The sequence below is a fragment of the Xaviernesmea oryzae genome, from assembly GCF_900109605.1.
GTDB classification, from domain to species: Bacteria; Pseudomonadota; Alphaproteobacteria; order Rhizobiales; family Rhizobiaceae; genus Xaviernesmea; species Xaviernesmea oryzae.
Genome location: NZ_FOAM01000006.1, coordinates 330,200 through 351,107, shown reverse-complemented (window position 1 = coordinate 351,107; position 20,908 = coordinate 330,200). Strand labels below are relative to the sequence as shown.

Sequence of the window (20,908 nt, the reverse complement as noted above, 5' to 3'; positions counted from 1 at the left end):
TCTGCTAAGCGCAAGAAAACAAAACTCACAAAACAAACATAAAACCAACGCTATGGAAAACGGCAAATGCCGTCGGCCTCCGGGCAAACCAACCGTATGTTGCTCACGCAAAAACGCGACCGGACGCCAATATTTGCTGAAGAAAAAACATGGCGTATTTTGCTCACGCAAAAATCGGGCGGTATTTTGCTGAAGCAAAAACGCGGCGTATTTTGCTGACGCAAAAACGCGGCGTATTTTGCTGACGCAAAAACGCGATAACGCGGGGTGGAGCAGCCCGGTAGCTCGTCAGGCTCATAACCTGAAGGCCGCAGGTTCAAATCCTGCCCCCGCAACCAAACATTCCCCCTCGATCTCAGTGTGACAAGCCTCCCTCGGGAGGCTCTTTGCGTTCATCGGACGTGAACGCCCCGCATTTGTCTTCCAGTGGTCTTGTCTCTCAGAACAGACCGGGGGAGGGGACATGCGCCATGCCGCTGAGGGGCGCCGGCATTGACCTTAGCCCTCGTCAGGTCTCGCGACTTGATTTCCAAGAAGACAGTACCTCGTTGGATCTGGCTCCCTCAACCTCATGCTGCCCATTGGCAGTGTGATCTTTCTCTGTCTCAGTTTTTCTAGAAATCGTGTTTTCTTTGTGCAGCCGCCGCCGAGCTTGGCAGGCAGTAAAAGACTGACGCATCATTTGGATATTATGCTGCTTTATCAATCATATCCGCTGCTCCAGGCAGCGAGACGCGCCGACGGCGCCTGATGCATATCAGCGAAATATGCGTACGCTTGGTGATCTCCCGGCTTTGGTGCCTGCTCCTGCCGCGTCGTGATCCACGACAGGCAAAGCATTCGGTCACCGTTCGTGGAGGGGTGGGTCGACTTTGCTTAAAGTCTTCATTTTAGAAGTCATTTAATCAATCCGCCGTATCTCTTTTCCAAGCCGTCTATGGGATGAGTCGAGGAAAGGACCGGTTTGAACGATGGGACCTTGATCCCCCTGTCTTGCAGCGCAGACGTCGAAACATGTGCGGCAAAGAGGATGCATGTTCGCAAGCGCTCTCGGGCCCGATCAAGCGTGTGAATCCGCATATGCGACAGATCGCTGCTCCGCGATCTCTTCCGGTAGCTGATGCATTTGGGCAAGGCCGACACAGTCCGATCCAAGGTCGGACTTATCCAATTTTGACCAGCGCCTCCCTAGAGCTCGATCCTGAAATGTGTACCACCTGTTCGCCGGCTTTCCAGAATCCAGGAGATTGACCAGCCATGTCACTCTATGTTCGACTGAAAAAGACGTCCCAGCCGCAAACGGCCCTGCGGGAAATTCGCCGGCTTACGCAAGCCCTGGCGGAGGGAAAGTTAGCCGAGCGTGCTCAGCTCGACGACGCCACCGACGAAGCGCAGGAGATGCTTCAGGCTGTCAACGCGCTTCTCGATGCCGTCGCCGTCCCAGCCTCGGCGTTACGCGAGCGGATTGCTCACATGGCGTCCGAGCATGAGCGTGGCGATATCGATGTGACCGTCGCGCCGGAACAGTTCAAGGGCGACTTCGCCACGATGGCGCGGGACGTCAATGGCATTGCTGCGGGTCACATCCAGGTCAAGAAGAAGGCGATGGCCTGCGTCGAAGCCTTGAGCGAGGGCAATTTTGAAGCGAAGCTTGAGGCCTTTCCTGGCAAGAAGGCCTTCATCAATGAAGCTATCGAGAGACTGCGCGGCAATCTCAAAGGCCTGATCAGCGAGATGAATTACATGTCGTCCGAGCATGATCGCGGCGATATCGATGTCTATGTCCGCGTCGAAAAATTCTCTGGCGATTTTGCCACTATGGCGCGCGGCGTCAACGACATGGTGGCGGGCCATATTGCGGTGAAGAAAAAGGCGATGGCCTGCGTCAAGGAATTCGGCGAAGGCAATTTCGACGCGCAACTGGATCAGTTTCCCGGCAAGAAAGTCTTCATCAACGAGACCATCGAAACATTACGTGGCAATTTCCGGTCGATCATCGCCGAAATTCAACGGCTGATTCTGGCATCGACGGCCGGAAAGCTCAGCGAGCGAGGCGAGGCGACCCGCTTCGTCGGAGACTTCGCCAAGCTCGTCTCCGGCATCAACGGTATGCTCGATGCAATTCTGCTGCCGATCGCCGAGGGCAACCGCGTTCTCAATCTCGTCAGCACCGGCAATCTGACCGAGCGGGTCGAGATCGCGTGCGAGGGCGACCATCAGCGGATGAAGATGTCGATCAACGAACTGGTCGATAGCCTGACCGCCTTTGCCGTGGATGTGGCCGGCGCGGCCGATCAGGTGACCGATGGCAGCCAGGCGCTTTCTTCCAGTGCCGAAGAGGTCAGCCAGGGCGCGACCGAGCAGGCCGCCGCCGCCGAGGAGGCCTCCGCCTCGATGGAGCAGATGGCTGGCAACATCAAGCAGAATGCCGACAATGCGGCGCAGACCGAAAAAATCGCGCGCCATTCTGCCAAAAATGCCGAGCTTTCGGGCGAGGCTGTGCGCAAGGCTGTCGAGGCGATGCAGACCATTGCCGAGAAGATCTCGATCGTTCAGGAAATCGCCCGCCAGACCGATCTTCTTGCGTTGAATGCCGCGGTGGAGGCTGCGCGCGCCGGTGAGCATGGGCGGGGCTTTGCCGTCGTTGCATCCGAAGTGCGCAAGCTCGCCGAACGCAGCCAGAACGCAGCGGCGGAAATCGGGTCGGTCTCCTCCGAAACGGTGAAGGCGGCACAGCAGGCGGGAGAAATGCTCGCCGGTCTGGTGCCGGATATCCGCCGGACAGCCGAGCTTGTTTCGGAGATCTCGGCCGCCTGTCGCGAGCAGGATATCGGCACCACGCAGATCAACCAGGCAATCCAGCAGCTCGACAAGGTGACGCAGCAGAATGCGCTGGCGGCTGAGGAAATGAGCACGACGTCGGAAAAGCTGGCGAACCAGGCGGAGCAGATGCAGGGGTCGATTGCCTTCTTCCGTGTCGCCTCTGCGACCGACAGTGAAACCCCCGTGCGCCTGAACCATGGTCGCCCGGCCGCTAGCGGTCGCAAGCCGGCGGCTAAACAGCAGGCGGCAAAGCCGGTGCCGGCGGGGCGTCATACCGTGGCGCGTCAGCAGGCACGCGTGCGCGGCTTCGCGCTGGATCTCCAGCAAGGCGGTCCCGATGGCGAGGACGATGCCTTCAAGGAGTTCGACTGAGATCGGATAAAGGGCTTGCCAATCTGGCGTACGTGCCCCGCAATCTTGCCGGTCTGCAGCCATATGGACCTGGCATGAGCAGGGATTGAGGAGACTGCCACACGCATGAGGGCGACCGGGCGCTGGGCATCAGGCCTTCCGCCCGGCTTGCGCCAGCCCGTGGAAAGGGTGCTCGGCTTTAGCGGTTGTGAAACGCTCGACCTGACAGCGGCAGGAGAAGCCGGTGGCTGCGACCGTCTCTTCGCCACGCACCGTATCGGCCCAGGCAAGATCGAAAACGGCACGGCTGACGTCCAGGCTGCGCGCACGGTGGCCGAAAAGGCCAGCCATGCCGCAGCAGCCGGCTGACACCACCTTCGTCGGCACATTGAGCGCGGAAAAGAGGGCTTTCCAGGCTGAAACGGCCTTTGCGTCCTCGCTGCAGTGGGGCAGAAAACGCGCGGGCCAGGATGCACCCTTTGGCAGCCTCAGCACCTTGCCGCGTTCCAGCTCGGCCAGCAGGAAATCCTGTACGCTCAGCACAGGCGGTACATCGATGCCTGCTTTCACATAATCCTGGCGCAGCATGGCGATGAAGGCGGGATCGATGCCCAGCATAGGGCGACCGCGCTTTGCTACAGTGGCAAGAGCCGCTGCAAGCTTTTGCGCGTGGCGTTTGAAGCGTTGCCTGTCGCCCAAGCCATGAGCAGCCTTGCCACCGGTCACGAGATCGACAAAGACGGGCTCATAGCCGAGGGCGGCCAAGCCTCCGGCCAGATCGAGCGCCGCCTGCCTGTCGAACAGCGCGGTAAAAGGATCCTGCCAGAGGAAGACGGTCTGGGGGCTCCATTCTTGCCGCGCGATGGTTTCAGCCGAGCGGACCGGATAAGGCCCCGTCGCAAGGCGATTTCTAGAGAAGGCTGGCAGGTCGACAAGGCCGATCGCCCTGCCGATCATCGGCATCAGCAGATTGGCGATCGGCGCCAGCACCGTCCGACCTCGGCTAAGGAGGGCGGCATGGCTTTCGAGCAGCAGCGCGGCCCGGTCACCCCAACTGCGGGCCCGGCGGCTGTGCACATCCGCCAGAAAATGCGATTTCATCTCAGGGATATCGACCTGGACGGGGCAGCCCGTCGCGCAGGCCTTGCAACCGAGACAGCCATCGAGTGCGGCGAGCACGCTGTCTTCCAACCCCACTGTCAGATTTCCGCTCCGCTTGGCTTGGTGCCAGGCGCGCAGCGCTTCCGCCCGTCCCTTGGGCGAATGGGTGACGTCGCGCGTCGCCTTGAAGGAAGGGCACATGGTGCCGGCGCGGGGGTAGCTCAGGCATTGTGCATTGCCGTTGCACGAAAAGGCCAGCGCCAGCGGATCGGCTTCGTCAATGCGGGGTACGCGCATCGGCGTGGTGGAAATGCCCATCAGCGGGCCCGCATCGCTGACCAGCTTGCCCGGATTGAACCGCCCCCGGGGATCGAAGGCCCGCTTGACGGACTGGAAGGCAGCATAGGCATCCATCCCGACGAATTCGGCGAGGTAGGCGCCGCGCACGCCCTTGCCATGCTCGCCCCAGAAGATGCCGCCATGCCGGCGCGTCAACGCGAAGACCTCGTCGGAGATCGCCTGCAGGGTCGCGCGGTCCGCCTCTTCTCCCAGATCGAGCGCCGGGCGGACATGCAGGCAGCCGACATCGACATGGCCATAGATGCCATAGGCCAGGCCGTGGCCGGTGATCAACGCGGTGAAGTCGCGCACGAAGGCGGCGAGATGCTCGACCGGCACGACGCAATCTTCGACGAAGGCCACGGGCCGGCGCCGGCCTTTGACCTTGCCAAGCAGACCGACGGCGGCTGCCCGGACCTGCCAGAGGGCGGCGATCTCCACCTCGTCGCGTGCCACATGAACGGCGACGGCCCCTGGGAGCGCCAGGCCCGCTTTGGCGAGAGCGGCGACGGAGTGGGCAAGGGACACCTCGTCATCACCGACGAATTCCACGAAGCTGTAGGATACCGGCCGGCCGTCGCGCGCGCGCAAGGCAGGCGGAAGCGCGCCCAGCACACCGGCCTTTTCCGCGAGATCCTGAACCCATTCGTCCATGATCTCGATGGCCAGCGGCTCGTGCGCGAGAAGCGCCGTGCCTGCATTCAGCGCTGCCTCGAAACTGTCGAAAGCGATCACGACCAATCGCTTCAGGCGCGGGCGGCGGTGGAGCTTCAGCCGCACGCGGGTGACCAGGCCGAGCGTGCCTTCCGCTCCAATCGCCAGACGCCACCAGTCGAAGCGCTCCGGCGCGGGCAAGGCACGGGCAAGATCATAGCCAGTGAAGCGGCGCGAAAGATCCGGCACGCGGGCAAGCAGGGCCGCGCGTCCCTGCGCGCAGGCGTCGCGCGCCTTCTCCATCAGCGCTGCCGCTTCGCTGGGCGATTGCGCGAAACTGTCGAGCAGCAGCCCGCCTTCGCCCACCAGCCGAAGGCCCAAGACATTGTCGCTGGTCTTGCCATAGATGCGCGAGCCTTTGCCCGATGCGTCGGTGCCGACCATGCCGCCGATTGTGCAGCGGCTGGCGGTGGAGGTGTTGGGCGCGAAAAACAACCCATGCTCGGCGAGCTTGCCGTTCAACTCTTCAAGCACGATGCCGGGCTCGACCTCGACCCATTGCCCGGCGACGTCGAGCGCGAGGATGCGGTTCATGTATTTCTGAAAATCGACGATAACGCCGACATTGAGGCTCTGGCCGTTGGTGCCCGTGCCACCGCCGCGCGCGGTCACCGGCAGGCCGATATAGTCTGGCTGCTCCAGCACCCGCATGAGACAGCGCACATCCGCCTCGTCGCGCGGTGCCACCACCAGATCCGGTCGGATGGCATAGACGCTATTGTCCGTCGACATGGCGGCGAGCAAGGCAGCGTCGCCGCTGACATCCCCGGCAAAGCCTGCTTGGCGCAGCGCAGCCGGCAGGCGGGCGAGCGCGCTCAGCGAGACATGCGGCGGGGTGAAGCGGATCTGTTCCATCATGACCTCAAAGCGAATGAGGCTTCTATTGAACCATATCCCGATGCTTCGTATAAGCAGAATGATATGAAGATCTTTTCGGAAAATACGAATATCGGATTGCGTCATTTCCGTGCGGCTGTGACCGTGATGGAGGAAGGCTCCTTCAGCCGGGCCGCAGACAGGCTCGGCGTCGTGCCGTCCGCCTTGACCGAGACCGTGCGGGCGCTGGAAGCGGAATGCGGCACGCGGATTTTCGACCGCGCCTCGCGGCCCGTGCGGCCAACGGAGGATGGGCGGCGCTTTCTCGACCATGCGCGCGACGTGCTCGACCGGTTCGAACTATCGCTTCATGGCTTGCGCCAGATCGGTGCCTTGCAAACGGGCCGCGTCACCATTGGTGCCGCTCCCTCGTCGGTTCAGGACTATCTGGCCGATGCACTTGCCCGGTTTTGTCAGGATTATCCGGGTGTCGATGTCGTCATTCATGACGATGTCGCCGAGCGGCTTGCCGCCATGGTGGCCGATCGGAGGCTGGATTTCGCGCTGGCCGGCCAAACCGCCGGTTCTTCCACACTTCAGGCGCGCGAGATCGGTGCGGACCGGTTCGGCCTTGTCTGCCATTGCGATCACCCTTTGGCGAAGCCGGGACGTGTCTTGCGTCTTGCCGATCTGCCGGAAGGCGCGATGATCGCGCTCGAAGGGCAGACCGGCATCGCCCGGCTACTGGCCGATCATCCTGACTTGCCGCCGGCGCTTTTGAAAGGGCGCATCCGGACCTACAGCACCATTGCGCAGCTGACGCTGGTGCATCGCAATCTCGGCATTGCGCTTTTGCCCGAGCGGGCGGCGGCCGTGCTGCAAAGCGACCAGATCGTCTTTCGCCTTATTGACGACCTCACCTTGACGCGCAGCATCTACCTGCTCACCCCGTTTCGAACCGCTTTGTCACGCGCTGCCGAGCGCTTCATCGAGTGCCTGCCGGCCGCCTGATGCGGCGCGCGGTGGGGCTGGCTGAATTCCTGGTTGAACCGGCCGCCACTCTGTGCTTTGCCACCTGTGTGTGTTCTTCGCGAGGGGAGACGGGCACGATGACACTCCGGCAGCAGATCATAGCGCTTGCGCTCGTTCCGCTGGTGTTGGCCGTCCTGTCGATCACCAGCTTCATCACCTGGCAATCGGCCGAGCTTGCCGGCAGCAGCATCTCCACCTTCGAGCGCAACATGCTCGACTCCAAAGAGGCGGAAATCGTCAATCTGACGTCGCTCGCCATGTCGGCGATCCGCCCTGTCTATGAAGCGGCGGGGCCGGATGACGCGGCGGCGAAGAGCCGCGTGATCGAGATCATGCGCGGCCTGGATTATGGCCGCGATGGCTATTTCTTCGTCTATGACGATCAGGGCAACAATCTCGTGCATCCCCGCCAGGCCTTTCTGGCCGGCCACAACTGGATCGACCTGACCGATCCCGACGGCAACAAGGTGATCGAGAACCTGATCCGGCAGGCCAAGGCCGGCGGTGGCTTCTATCGTTACAAATGGGAGCGGCCGTCCACGGGCGATGTATCGGACAAGGTTTCCTACGTCGTACCGATGGCCAAATGGGGCTGGATCGTCGGCACCGGTGTCTATCTCGATGAAATCTATGCCCAGACGGAAGCAGCCAAGCGCGATATTCGCGAGCGCATCCGCTGGACCTTCCTGATCGTGGCGCTGGTGGCCATTCCCGCGACGCTGCTGGTCTTTTCCACCTGCATGCTGATCACCCTGCGCGAGCGGCGGCTAGCGGATGCCAAGCTGAAGCAGCTGACCCAGCGGGTGATCGACACACAGGAAGAGGAGCGGGCGCGGCTGGCACGCGAGCTGCATGACGGAATTTCGCAGAGCCTGCTCGGCGTTCGCTATCGCATGGATCTTGCCGCGCGCAAGGTGGCGGCGGGCGCCCCGGATGCGGAAGGCGCCTTAGCCCAAGGGGTGGAGACGCTCAACGGTGCGATCAAGGATGTTCGCCGGCTTTCGCATGACCTGCGGCCGAGCCTGCTTGACGATCTCGGCATCGTCGCGGCGCTGCGTTCCCTCTGCGACAATTTCAGCGAACGGACCGGGATCGACGCGACCTTGTCGGTCGAACGCTTCGAGGACCGGCTGAAGTCGGAACCATCGACCGCGCTCTACCGCATCGCCCAGGAGGCGCTGACCAATGTCGAGCGCCATGCCGGCGCGCGCCGTGTCGATATCACGCTGTGGAGCGAGCGGGGGCGGGCGCGCATGCGCATCAGCGATGATGGCCACGGCTTTTCCGAGGAGGCGCTGCCGGGGGTAAGCGGGCTGGGGCTACGCAACATGCAGGAGCGCATGGCGCATTTCCGCGGGCTCCTGATGATCAGCAGCAATGGCGGCGGCACGGTGATGACGGCGATGATGCCGAAATCCGCCAACCGCCTGCAGGAGGCCTCCTGATGGCGGCCCCGATCTCCCTGCTGCTCGTTGACAACCATCCGCTCGTTCTTGATGGCCTCAAGGCGATTCTGCAAACCTATGACCATCTGCAGGTCGTTGCCACTGCCACGGATGCGCAGGAGGGCGTGGCGTTGGCGGCGGCACTGATGCCTGACGTGGTGCTGCTCGACATCAACATGCCCCGGCTGAACGGCATCGATGCGATCGAGCGCTTTCGCACCGTCGCGCCGCAGGCCCGCATCCTCATGCTCTCCATGCATGACAACAGGGAATATATCTCGTCCTCGGTGCTGCGCGGCGCCTCTGGCTATATCCTAAAGGAGGTCTCGACCGGCGAGATCGTCGCGGCCATCGAAACGGTGATGGCCGGCGGCACCTTCTTTTCTTCCGGCGTCAACGACGCCATCCTGGAGGCAAGGACGAAAGTGGAGGCCTCTAGCCCGGGCCTGACGGCACGTGAGCAGGATATCCTCATGGGGATTGCCACGGGGCGCAACAACCGCGATCTCGCCGAGACGCTTGGTCTTTCTATCGCCACCGTCGAAACCCACCGCAAACATCTGAAAAAGAAGCTCGGCATTGCGACGACCGCAGGGCTGGTCCGCTATGCGCTCGATCACGGCATCGCGCCTGAGGGTGTGCGCTAGATCATCTTGTTAAGGCACGACATGCTTCGGCGCAGTCAGACAAGGCGCTGACGGACCTGAAGGCAACATCCCAAGCCTCTCTCGTGTTCTACCCACTTGTGGGTAGGGGCAAAGAGATCGCCGTCTGTCCTGCTTGCCGGCAGGGCTGCGCAAGCTTACCCCTGATGCTGTTATTTTAGCGAATTCGGGAGGAATTCATGTCGCGTCCGTCCAAGACGGGCAGCCGGGCCGCTCTGTGGCTTCTGGTCCTGCCCTATATCGGTCTTCTCTGGGTGCCGTTCTACAATATGCGCGAGCCAGCGCTGTTCGGCTTTCCCTTCTTCTACTGGTATCAGCTTGGCTTTGTGCCGCTGACTTCGATCCTGATCTATATCGCTTACCGGAGCGTGCGCGATGACGACTGAGATCAATCCCGTCGCCCTTTCCGTCTTCATCTTCTTCTTCGTTCTTGTCACCGTCATGGGCTTTGTCGCCGCGCGCTGGCGCCGGCCGGAAACGCTTGCCCATATCGATGAATGGGGCCTTGGCGGCCGCTCCTTCGGCACTTGGATCACCTGGTTCCTGGTGGGTGGCGATTTCTATACGGCCTATACGGTCATCGCCGTGCCGGCGCTCGTCTATGTGGTCGGCGCCTATGGCTTCTTCGCGCTGCCTTACACGATCATCGTCTATCCCTTCGTCTTCCTCGTCATGCCGGTTCTCTGGCGTCGCGCCCGCGATCGCGGCTACGTGACGGCGGGCGATGTGGTGCACGGGCAATATGGCTCGCGCGGGCTGGAGCTGGCGGTGGCCGCCACCGGTGTCATCGCCACCATGCCCTATATCGCGCTGCAACTGGTCGGCATGACGGCGGCCCTGAAGGCGCTGGGGCTGACCGGCGAAATCCCGCTGTCGATCGCCTTCATCATCCTGGCGGTCTATACCTATTCGGCGGGCCTGCGCGCACCGGCGCTGATCGCTTTCGTCAAGGACATTATGATTTATATCGTGGTGATCGCGGCCGTGGCGCTGATCCCGTCGAAGCTCGGCGGCTATGCCAATGTCTTCGCCTCGGCGGAAGCGGCCTTTGCCGCCAAGGGCTCCGGCAATATCCTGCTCGGCGGCAATCAATATGTCGCTTACGCCTCGCTGGCGCTCGGTTCCGCGCTCGCCGCCTTCATGTATCCGCATACGCTGACCGGCATCTTCGCCTCCTCCGGCGCGCGCACCATCCGCAAGAATGCCGTGCTTTTGCCGGCCTACACGCTGCTGCTCGGCCTTCTCGCCTTGCTCGGCTATATGGGTCATGCGGCGGGTCTCAAGCTGGACAGCCCGAACGACGTCGTACCGGCGCTGTTCCAGACGCTTTTCCCCAGCTGGTTTGCCGGATTCGCCTTTGCGGCGATCGCCATCGGCGCGCTGGTCCCGGCGGCGGTGATGAGCATTGGCGCGGCTAATCTCTTCACCCGCAATTTCTGGAAGGCCTATGTCAATCCGGCCGTTACCGATGCCGGCGAGGCGCAGGTGGCGAAGGTCACGTCGCTGGTCGTCAAGGTTGGGGCGCTTCTGGTCATCCTCTTCCTGCCGACCCAGTTCGCGCTCGACCTGCAGCTGCTCGGCGGCATCTGGATCCTGCAGACGCTGCCGGCACTGGTCTTCGGCCTCTATACGCGCTGGTTCCAGGCGCCGGCCCTGCTTGTCGGCTGGTTCGTCGGCTTTTTCGGCGGCACCTATCTGGTCTGGGATGCCGGCTGGAAACCGCTGCATCTGGTCAGCCTCGGCGGCACGTCCTTTACGGTCTATACCGGCCTGCTGGCGCTGGCCGCCAATATCGCGATCGCCTGCCTGGTCAATGTCGCTCTGCGTACAGGCCGACCAGCCACCGCCTGAGTGATGATGTAGACTTCTCGCAAGACCCATAGCCGTCGACGAATGGCCCGCATGGCAGCGCATGCGGGCCATTCGCTTTTCTGCCGCTGAATCCAGATAGCGTCTCGATCAGGAAAATTCTGAGAAAACGTTTTTTCATTTGACTATGACGGAGGGAAAAGCTTTTCTCAGTGCATGGATTTGGGAGAGAGCGCGAGAATCTCGCAGGAGAAAAAAGGTCGGCTGACCATTCATGATCTGGCGGCCGCAGCCGGTGTCAGCATTTCCACGGCATCGAAAGCGTTGAATGGCACAGGGCGCATGGGCGCGGAAACGCGCGAGCGGGTGCAGCGGGTTGCGCGCGAGATCGGCTTTCGGCCGAACGCGCTGGCCAAGGGCCTCCTGTCGAAGCGCAGCTTCACGATCGGCCTTTTGACGAACGATACCTATGGCCGCTTCACCCTGCCGTTGATGGCGGGTGTGGCCGAAGCGCTGGTCGATCATGGCGTCTCGGTCTTTCTCTGCGCCATCGAGGATGATCCAGCGCTGGGGCAGGTTCATGTCGAGGCGATGCTGGACAAGCAGGTGGACGGCATCATCGCCACTGGTAAGCGTGTGGACCGGTCCTTGCCGATCGACCTGTCCAATTTGCCGGTGCCCGTCGTCTATGCCTTCACCGAGGGAACGCGGGGAAGCGTGACTTTTCGCTCCGACGATGGGCATGGGGCGCGGCTGGCAAGCGAATGGCTGATCGCTCAGGGGCGGCGACGCCTTGTCCATATTACCGGGCCGGAGAGCTTCTTCTCGGTCTGCGAGCGGGCCGAGGCGTTCAGGGCTGTTGCGGGTGGTCAGGCTCCGGTCGTCTACGGCGACTGGTCCGAAGGCTGGGGGTATCAGGCCGTTGCCCGGCTTTGGGATGAGGCGGCGGAAAAAGGGCAGGAGGCGCCGGATGCGATCTTCTGCGGCAATGACCAGATCGCGCGCGGCGTTGTGGACGCGCTGCGCGAGCGGGGCCTGAAGGTTCCGACGGATGTGTCCATCGTGGGTTTCGACAATTGGGAGATTGTCGCCGCCCAGATGCGTCCGCCGCTGACGACGGTGGACATGGAGTTGAGGGAGCTTGGGCGCCAGGCGGGGCTAACCGTTCTGGCGCTGGCCGAAGGCCGGGTGGTGGAGCCCGGCGTGAGGACGCTGCCGTGCCGGCTGGTGGTGCGGGAGTCGTAGGGCGGGAGAGGCCGCCAGGGCATCGGACCGGAAAGTGGGAACCGGTTTCCGAGACAATCCGATGCTCCAGAATAAATGCAGCCCGGCGCTGGAGGAGCGCCGCACAAGGGAGGAATGACCATGATGAAGACGCTTCTGGCGGCAACGAGCCTGGCCGCGCTGATGCTGACGCAGCCGGCCTCGGCCGAAACCATCAATATGTGGGTGCGCACCGGCGTCGGTGACGCCTTCAAGGAGGTCGTTAAAGCCTATAATACCGGCCACGACGACAAGGTGCAGCTCACGGAAGTGCCCTATAGCGAGCTGGTCCAGAAATATGCGACCTCGATTGCCGGCGGCCAGGCGCCCGACGCGCTGTCGATGGATCTGATCTATACGCCCGCCTTCGCCGCTGCCGGCCAGCTGGAAGATCTGACCGACTGGGCCAAGAGCCTGCCCTATTTCAAGTCGCTCTCGCCGTCGCATGTTCGTCTCGGCACCTATGAGGACAAGCTTTACGGCCTGCCGCTCTCCGTCGAAACCTCGGTCTTCGCCTGGAACAAGAACCTCTATCGCAAGGCCGGCCTCGATCCGGACAAGGCGCCCGCCACCTGGGACGAAATCACCGCCAATGCCGAGAAGATCCGTGCGCTCGGCGACGACACCTACGGCTTTTATTTCTCAGGCGGTGGCTGCGGCGGCTGCATGATCTTCACCTTCACCCCGCTCGTCTGGGGTGCGGGCGCCGATATTCTCTCGGCCGATGGCAAGAAGGCGACGCTGGATACGCCTGAAATGCGCAAGGCGGTCGACATCTATCGCACGATGATCAAGAAGGATCTGGTGCCGGCGAGTGCTGCGAGCGACAACGGCGCCAACTTCCTGTCCTTCACCAATGGCAAGATCGGTCAGCAGAGCCTCGGCGCCTTCGCCATCGGCACACTGGTGACCCAGCATCCGGATATCGATTTCGGCGTGACGCTGATCCCCGGCGTCAACGGCACGCCGTCTTCCTTTGCCGGTGGCGACAACCTCGTGGTCACCAAGGGCACGCCGAAGATCGAACAGGTCAAGACCTTCATCCAGTACATCTATTCGATGGATGGCCAGAAGATCATGGCCAAATATGGCAGCCTGCCGACCCGCGGGGATATTGCCGAGGAGGTCTTGAAGGGCCTGGATCCGCGCATGGCCGTGGGCCTGAAGGCGATCTCCGTCGCCAAGACACCCTACACGCTGCAGTTCAACGACCTGATCAATTCCAACAACGGGCCTTGGGCCGCCTTCATCACCGCCGCCATGTTTGGCGACGATGTCGACGGTGCCTTCAAGTCCGCCCAAGACGATATGCAGTCGATCATCGACAGCGGCCAGTAATTCTCCCGATGGCCGCCGGCCGGAGGCGTAAACCCCAGGGCTTGCCTCCGGCCTCCTCCTTCATTCCGAAGGATACCGGTCTGGGCAACGGCCGGTTTCTCAAATCGACGGGCTGGCCCGTGCATTCGGTCGCTTGGCCCGCCGGCAATGGCAAAGCCGGTTTCGAAGCGCGTTTCTCTCGTCTTACGCAGATCGATAAGCCGGCTATTCTTCTTTCAACGGGAGTTCGCGATGACCTCTGTCGTTTCGCCCATTCCGCTTGCGGCTGCGCCCGCGCGCCGTAACACCCGCCGCCGCCGGCGCGCGACGACAGGCTGGCGTGGCCTCGCTTATATCGCGCCGGCCATGCTGCTGGTGCTGATCTTCTTCATCCTGCCCGTGTGTCTGACCGTCTGGATGAGCCTGCACAACTGGCCGCTGATGGGCGTGCACAAATGGATCGGGCTGAAGAATTACACGCGGCTCCTCAGCGACGCCCGCTTTCTCCAAGCGCTCAATTTCACCGCCTTCTACACGCTGGTGGTCACCATCGCGATCTTTGCCGTCGCCTTTCCGCTGGCGCTGTTCGTCGAAAAGCAGCGCCGTTTCGTCGGATTCTATCGCACGATCATCTTCCTGCCGGTGGTTGTTGGCCTTGCGACGGCCTCGCTGCTTTGGGCTTGGCTTTCCCACGTCGAGAGCGGCTTCTTCGGCCCCTTCCTGAAGATGCTCGGCCTGGTGGAGCGCAGCCCCAATTTCCTGGCCACGTTCGACACGGCCTTTCTCGTCATCGTCGTGATGGTGGTCTGGAAGATCGCGGGTTTCACGATGATCATCCTGCTCACGGGCCTGCAGGCCATCCCGGCCGAACTCGACGAGGCTGCGCGCATCGACGGCGCCCGCCGCTTCCAGCGTTTCCGTCATCTGACTTTGCCCTTGATGCGGCGCACCATCGCGCTTGCTTTGATCGTATCGATCACCGGCTCGATCCTCGCCTTCGACCAGTTCTACATCATGACCAGCGGCGGCCCGCAGAACCGGATGATCTCGGTGGTCTATTACATCTTCAACCAGTCTTTCGTGTCCTTCAACCTCGGCTACGGCGCAGCGCTCTCCATCGTGCTGCTGGCCATTCTCGTGGTCATCAGCATCGGCCAGCTGAAGCTTCTAAAAATCGGCGAGGACCGGCCATGACCATCACCGAAACCATGACGCATCGTCCCGTCCGCCCTGCCGACCGCTCGGCGGAAAAGGCCGCGGCCAAGCTTCGCCGCGCGGCGCGGGCGCGCACTGGGGCGATTGCCTATCACACGGCCGGCGCGGCGATCGTGCTCTTCTTCATTGCGCCCTTCGTCATTGCCGGGCTCTCTTCTTTCCGCAACGCCACCGAGGGGCAGACCGCGCCGCTGCCGCCCTGGCCGCGCGCCGGCTTCAGCGTCGACAGCTACCGCACGCTCGACACATTCGGCGCCGGCATCTGGCAGCATACGGTCAATTCGGCCCTGGTCTCGCTTTCAACCGTGGTGCTGACCGTCGTGGTCAGCCTGCTCGCCGGCTATGGCTTCTCGCGCTATCGCTTCCCCTTCAAGAACACGCTGTTCGTGCTGATCATCGCCACGCTGATGATCCCGTTCCAGTCGATCCTGACGCCGCTCTTCATCATCCTGGCGAAGCTCGGCCTCAACAATTCGCTGTTTGGCCTCACGCTGGTCTATGTGACGCTGCAGTTGCCCTTTTCCGTCTTCATGATGCGCAATGCCTTCGATGCCGTGCCCAAGGAGATCGAGGAGGCGGCCCGTATCGATGGCGCGCGCGATCTGCGGCTGCTCGTGCGCGTGCTCCTGCCGCTGGTCCTGCCTGGCGCGGCGACGGTGGCGATCTTCGCTTTCCTCAACGCCTGGAACGAGTTCCTGGCCGCGCTCGTGCTCCTGTCCAGCAATGAGCATTACACGCTGCCCGTCCTGATGATGGCGGTACGCGCCGGCCGCCTCGGCGCCATCAACTGGGGCGCGGTGCAGGCGGGCGTCGTGGTCATGACTGTCCCCTGCCTCTTCGTCTTCCTGCTTCTGCAACGCTATTACATGCGCGGCCTGATGGCCGGCGCGGTGAAATGAAAGGATATTCCATGGACACGACCGCCATGCCATCAGCCCAGACCCGCACTCGGACCTTCCGGCCCTTGCCGGTGCCCAGCGTCACGCTCGGCGGCCTGTTTGGGGAGCGTCAGGATGCCGTCTGCGCCACCACGGCCGAGACGCTGCTCGACCGCTGCGTCGAGGCCGGCATGCTCGACGCCATCGACGTCACCAAGCCGAGCCCCGGCATCGTCATTCCGCTGCAGCCATGGTCCGGCTCGACCCAGATGTTCTGGGACAGCGATCTCGGCAAGTCGATCGAGACCGTCGCCTATTCGCTCTACCGCAAGCCTAATCCAAAACTCGAAGCCCGTGTGGATGCGATCATCGATCTCTATGAAAAGCTGCAGGACGAGGACGGCTATGTGAATGCCTGGTTCCAGCGCATCCAGCCGGAAAAGCGCTGGTCGAACCTGCGCGATTTTCACGAGCTTTATTGCGCCGGCCATCTGATGGAAGGGGCGGTGGCCTATTATCAGGCGACCGGCAAGCGCAAGCTGCTCGATATCATGTGCCGCTTCGCCGACTATATGATCACAATGTTCGGCCATGGCGAAGGGCAGATCCCGGGCTATTGCGGCCATGAGGAAATCGAGCTCGCTCTGGTCAAGCTCGCCCGCGTCACCGGCGAGCGCAAATATCTCGATCTCTCCAAGTTCTTCATCGACGAGCGCGGCACCGAGCCGCATTATTTCACCCAGGAAGCCATCCGTGACGGCCGCGATCCGAAAAACTTCATCCAGAAGACCTATGAATACAGCCAGTCGCACAAGCCGGTGCGCGAGCAGACGCATGTGGTGGGCCATGCCGTCAGGGCTATGTATCTCTATTCCGGCATGGCCGACATTGCTGCCGAATATGGCGACGACAGCCTGACGAAGGCGCTGGAGACGCTCTGGAGCGATCTCGTCACCCGCCAGATGTACATCACCGGCGGCATCGGCCCGGCGGCATCGAACGAAGGCTTTACCGAGCCCTACGACCTGCCGAACGAAAGCGCCTATGCGGAGACCTGCGCCTCCGTCGGCTTGGTCTTCTGGGCCAACCGCATGCTGGGCCGCGGGCCGAACCGCGACTATGCCGACATCATGGAGCAGGCGCTCTACAATGGCGCGCTCTCCGGCCTGTCGCTCGATGGCAAGACCTTCTTCTATGAAAACCCGCTGGAAAGTGCCGGCAAGCATCACCGCTGGGTGTGGCACCATTGCCCCTGCTGCCCGCCCAACATCGCCCGTCTCGTGGCGTCGATCGGCTCCTACATGTATGCGGTGGCCGATGACGAGATCGCGGTGCATCTCTATGGCGAAAGCCAGGCCCGTTTCGAAATCGCCGGCACGGTGGTCACGCTCGCTCAGCAGACCCGCTATCCCTGGGACGGCGCGATTGCGCTGACGCTGGGCGGACTGGAGACGCCACAATCCTTCGCCATCTCGCTGCGCATTCCCGGTTGGGCCAAGGGTGCAAAGCTGACGGTTGGCGCCGAGCCCGTCGATCTCGCGGCCGTGACGGTCGATGGTTACGCCCGCATCGAGCGGATCTGGTCGGCGGGCGACCAAATGCGTCTCGACCTGCCGCTCAATCCGCGCTTCCTGCATGCCAACCCGCTGGTGCGCCAGGATGCCGGCCGCGCTGCGCTAATGCGTGGGCCACTGGTCTATTGCGCCGAAGAGGTCGACAATGGCACGGGGTTGAACCGGCTGACGGTGACGGGCGATCCGCAGGCCGCGCGCGAGGCGTCGGTCGAGGGGCTGAAGAATGCCGTGGCGCTGGACCTCGACGCCGAACAGGATCGGGCCGATTGGGGATCGACGCTCTATCGCGAAGCGCCGCCCCAGACCCAGCCGGCCAAGGCGCGCTTCGTTCCCTATGCGCTCTGGGACAATCGCGCGCCGGGCGAAATGCTCGTCTGGATGCGCCGGCCTGACGGGCGCCAGACCAAGACAGGGAGCGGCGCATGAACATGATGGCACGCGAGATGATCCACTCTGGCAGTGACGTGACGGCCACCAGCGTCGAGCTCGTCGATGTCCGCAAGAGCTTCGGTGCGGTCGAGGTCATCCACGGGATCGACCTCACCATCCCCGAAGGCTCCTTCGTCGTCTTCGTCGGCCCGTCGGGTTGTGGAAAGTCGACTCTGCTGCGCATGATCGCCGGGCTTGAGGAGGTGACGGACGGGCTGATCGCCATCAAGGGGCGCGAGGTCACCGATCTCGACCCTTCCGAGCGTGGCATCGCCATGGTCTTCCAGTCCTATGCGCTCTACCCGCATATGACCGTGCGCGACAATCTGGCCTTCGGGCTGAAGATGGCGCGCACGCCGGCCGAGGAGATCGCCGCGCGCGTGGCCTCGGCGGCGGGGATCCTGAAGATCGAGCATCTGCTCGACCGGCGGCCCGGCCAGCTCTCCGGCGGCCAGCGCCAGCGCGTGGCCATTGGCCGGGCGATCGTGCGCAAGCCCGATGTCTTCCTATTCGACGAGCCGCTGTCCAATCTCGATGCCGAGCTGCGCGTCTCCATGCGCATCGAGATCGCCCGGCTGCATCGCGAGCTTGGCAATACGATGATCTATGTCACCCACGACCAGACCGAGGCGATGACGCTGGCCGACCGGATCGTCGTATTGCGCGACGGGCGGATCGAGCAGGTGGGCAGCCCGCGCGAGATCTATCAGGATCCCGACAATCTCTTCGTTGCCGGCTTCATCGGCTCACCGCGGATGAACATGCTATCCGGGGCTATGGAGGAGGAGGGACATGTGCGTGTGGCCGGGCAGACGCTGCCTGCGCCGGTCTCGGCGCCTCAAGGCGAGACCGTGACGCTTGGCATTCGCCCGGAACATCTGCGCGTGGCCGGAGCCGGCGAGAACGGACTGCCGGCACAGGTGGATTTCTCGGAATATCTCGGCGGAACGCAATATCTGTACTGTACGCTGTCGGATGGCCAGGCGATCACCGCTGAGCATCGCGCCCCGGGCGCGATTGCGGCCGGCACCCTGGTTCAACTGGCCTGGGATGTGGGCGAGGCGCGCTTGTTCGACAGCCAAGGCAGGAGGTTGCGCTAACCTCGCAACACTCGACCTGCCGAGATCGGACCTTCTGGAGGCACTTGACCGATGCGAGGGCGTCGTGCGCCTCCAGTCCGATGCGTCGAGCGCGGTCTTGCATGGAGTCTCAATCAGCGCCTGACTCCGTCAGGCGTCAGGCGATCTCGGCATGGGCCGAGACCGAATCTAACTCGGAGGCAACCCCGCCCGAGAATACACCCGGTGGGGCTGCCAAGTCTCCTTCTCAGAACTCTTCCCAGTTATCATCGGCCACTGCCACTGCGGCGGCGCTGGCGGCGCTCCGGCGGGGCATGGGGGCTGCGGCCTTGCGCACGGGTGTTGGCTTGGCGGCAAAGCGGGCAGGCGCGGCGGCTGGACGGTGCGCCGGGCGAAGCTGTGCTGCCGGTGCATGGCTCCCGACATCGCTCTGCGCGCCCAGGCGGAATTGCGCCAGAAGCGCGAAGAGCCCTTCCGCTTCGCCGGCCAGGCTATGGCTGGCGGCTGTCTGCTGCTCGACCATGGCCGCATTCTTTTGCGTGCCCTGATCGACCATGTTGACCGCCTGGTTGATGTTGCCGAGCGCCAGGGTCTGCTCCCGCATCGCCTTGACGATGGCATCGACATCGGCATGGATTTCGTTGACCGAGCCGGCGATCTCTTCCAGCGCCCCGCCTGCCTTGCTGACAAGCGCGACACCATTGGCGACATGAGTGCTGGAGGCAGAGATCAGCGCCTTGATCTCCTTGGCGGCCGTTGCCGAGCGCTGAGCAAGCTCACGCACCTCCTGGGCAACGACGGCAAAGCCCTTGCCGGCTTCGCCCGCTCGCGCCGCTTCCACCCCGGCGTTCAGCGCCAGAAGATTGGTCTGGAAGGCGATCTCGTCGATCACGCCGATGATATTGGAGATCTCGCGCGACGAGCTTTCGATCTGGTCCATCGCGCCGATGGCCTCGCGCACGGTCTCGCCGGAGCGCTGCGCATGGGCCTTGGTGCGGGTGACGAGGGCGCCCGCACCCTCGGCCCTGCGGCTGGAATCGGCCACGGTCGTGGTGATCTCTTCGAGCGCGGCGGCGGTTTCCTCCACCGACGCCGCCTGCTGCTCCGTGCGCCGGGCAAGGTCGTCGGCCGACTGGCGGATCTCGTTCGAATTCGACGAAATCGCCCGGGCATTGTTGGCGACCGTCAGCATCGCGCTCTTAAGTCTGTCTGAGGCGAGGTTGAAGTCCGTGCGCAGCTTTTCCAGCGCAGGAATGAAGGGGCTGTCGATCCGCTGATCGAGATCGCCGGCGGCAAGCTCGTGCAGGCTGGCGCTGAACGCCTCGACATTGGCGACGCGCGCGGTGATGTCGGTGGCGAATTTCACCACCTTGATGATCTTGCCGTCAGGATCGAAGACCGGTGTGTAGGATGCCTGGATGAAGACCGTGCGTCCGCCCTTGCCAAGCCGCTTGAACTCGCCGACGACGAATTCCCCGGCCATCAGCCGCGCCCAGAACTGGCCATATTCGGGCGAGGCGGCATAGGCGGGTTCGAGGAACATGCGGTGCATCCCGCCGACCACCTCGTCGCGGGCATAGCCCATCACGTCCAGAAAATTCTGGTTGGCCGTGAGGATCTTTCCATCCGTGGAAAATTCGATCGTTGCTTGCGCACGGCCGATTGCATCGACCTTGGCGCGGCTGTCGATCGCGTTCATCTTGGTCTGCGTGATGTCATTGGCGAACTTGACGATCTTCAGCACCTTGCCGCTGGAGTTCTTGATCGGATTGTAGTTGCCGCGAATGTAGATTTCGCGGCCGCCCTTGCCGAGCCGCTTGAATTCATCGCATTCGAAATCGCCCCGGCGCAGCTTTGCCCAGAAGGCGGCATAATCGTTGGATGCAGCGTAGGCAGAATCGACGAAGATGCGGTGATGCTTTCCGACGATCTCCTCGGGCGTGTAGCCCATCAGCTCACAGAAGTTCTTGTTGGCCTTGAGAATCTTGCCGTCCATATCGAATTCGATAATGGCCATGGACAGATCGAGCGCCGACAGCACCTGTTCGGCGCCGGAAG

15 protein-coding genes and 1 tRNA gene are annotated in these 20,908 nt (G+C 62.8%); 14 read left to right on the top strand and 2 right to left on the bottom strand.

Translation table 11 applies throughout. From position 1 onward, the window contains the following. From BMX61_RS24650 to BMX61_RS10275, 3 genes are all read left to right on the top strand, one after another. Positions 1-193, top strand: a 193-nt coding sequence (locus BMX61_RS24650) for a hypothetical protein (RefSeq protein ID WP_210186278.1), incomplete at its 5' end; no start/stop codon positions are given. A 68-nt stretch (positions 194-261) separates the two neighbouring features. Next, positions 262-338: transfer RNA gene (locus tag BMX61_RS10280), tRNA-Met, on the top strand. Positions 339-1,257: 919 nt separating this feature from the next. Continuing rightward, positions 1,258-3,195: a methyl-accepting chemotaxis protein gene (locus BMX61_RS10275; RefSeq protein WP_170854923.1), complete on the top strand. Its 1,938-nt coding sequence runs from the start codon at positions 1,258-1,260 to the stop codon at positions 3,193-3,195. A gap of 129 nt (positions 3,196-3,324) precedes the next feature. On the opposite strand, the gene BMX61_RS10270 is transcribed toward BMX61_RS10275, so the two are convergent. After that, on the bottom strand, positions 3,325-6,186 hold the full coding sequence (locus BMX61_RS10270) for an FAD-binding and (Fe-S)-binding domain-containing protein (protein ID WP_075626765.1): 2,862 nt from the start codon (positions 6,184-6,186) through the stop codon (positions 3,325-3,327). A gap of 63 nt (positions 6,187-6,249) precedes the next feature. Between BMX61_RS10270 and BMX61_RS10265 the strand changes: the two genes are divergently transcribed. The 11 genes from BMX61_RS10265 to BMX61_RS10215 all read left to right on the top strand — a co-directional run bounded on the left by BMX61_RS10265 (position 6,250) and on the right by BMX61_RS10215 (position 18,871). Beyond that, a complete protein-coding gene (locus BMX61_RS10265; RefSeq protein ID WP_075626766.1) occupies positions 6,250-7,155 on the top strand; it encodes a LysR family transcriptional regulator in 906 nt (301 codons plus the stop codon). 98 nt (positions 7,156-7,253) lie between these two features. Next, a complete protein-coding gene (mctS, locus tag BMX61_RS10260; protein ID WP_075626767.1) occupies positions 7,254-8,621 on the top strand; it encodes a two-component system sensor histidine kinase MctS in 1,368 nt (455 codons plus the stop codon). Next, entirely contained in the window at positions 8,621-9,268 is a 648-nt protein-coding gene (mctR, locus tag BMX61_RS10255; RefSeq protein ID WP_075626768.1) for a two-component system response regulator MctR, read from the top strand. Before mctS ends, mctR begins: the two co-directional genes overlap by 1 nt. 197 nt (positions 9,269-9,465) lie before the next feature. Then, the gene (locus tag BMX61_RS10250; protein ID WP_075626769.1) at positions 9,466-9,672 is read left to right on the top strand and encodes a DUF3311 domain-containing protein; all 207 of its coding nucleotides are present in this window, start codon (positions 9,466-9,468) and stop codon (positions 9,670-9,672) included. Continuing rightward, positions 9,662-11,137: a monocarboxylate uptake permease MctP gene (mctP, locus tag BMX61_RS10245; RefSeq protein ID WP_075626770.1), complete on the top strand. Its 1,476-nt coding sequence runs from the start codon at positions 9,662-9,664 to the stop codon at positions 11,135-11,137. Before BMX61_RS10250 ends, mctP begins: the two co-directional genes overlap by 11 nt. Before the next feature lie 174 nt (positions 11,138-11,311). Then, a complete protein-coding gene (locus BMX61_RS10240; RefSeq protein WP_075626771.1) occupies positions 11,312-12,340 on the top strand; it encodes a LacI family DNA-binding transcriptional regulator in 1,029 nt (342 codons plus the stop codon). Positions 12,341-12,460: 120 nt separating this feature from the next. Beyond that, positions 12,461-13,696, top strand: a complete 1,236-nt coding sequence (locus tag BMX61_RS10235) for an ABC transporter substrate-binding protein (RefSeq protein ID WP_075627021.1) — start codon at positions 12,461-12,463, stop codon at positions 13,694-13,696. Positions 13,697-13,927: 231 nt separating this feature from the next. Next, positions 13,928-14,869 (top strand): carbohydrate ABC transporter permease, encoded by a 942-nt coding sequence (locus tag BMX61_RS10230; RefSeq protein WP_075626772.1) that lies wholly within the window; start codon positions 13,928-13,930, stop codon positions 14,867-14,869. Between the two features lie 14 nt (positions 14,870-14,883). After that, positions 14,884-15,789 carry a carbohydrate ABC transporter permease gene (locus tag BMX61_RS10225; RefSeq protein ID WP_075627022.1) on the top strand — a complete coding sequence of 302 codons (906 nt, stop codon included), beginning with the start codon at positions 14,884-14,886 and terminating at the stop codon, positions 15,787-15,789. 11 nt (positions 15,790-15,800) lie between these two features. Then, positions 15,801-17,768, top strand: a complete 1,968-nt coding sequence (locus tag BMX61_RS10220; protein WP_234794644.1) for a glycoside hydrolase family 127 protein — start codon at positions 15,801-15,803, stop codon at positions 17,766-17,768. Positions 17,769-17,773: 5 nt separating this feature from the next. Beyond that, positions 17,774-18,871, top strand: coding sequence for an ABC transporter ATP-binding protein (locus tag BMX61_RS10215; protein ID WP_407703762.1), 1,098 nt, complete (start codon positions 17,774-17,776; stop codon positions 18,869-18,871). Positions 18,872-19,097: 226 nt separating this feature from the next. On the opposite strand, the gene BMX61_RS10210 is transcribed toward BMX61_RS10215, so the two are convergent. Further along, positions 19,098-20,867: a methyl-accepting chemotaxis protein gene (locus BMX61_RS10210; RefSeq protein WP_407703761.1), complete on the bottom strand. Its 1,770-nt coding sequence runs from the start codon at positions 20,865-20,867 to the stop codon at positions 19,098-19,100. Between the last annotated feature and the right edge of the window lie 41 nt (positions 20,868-20,908).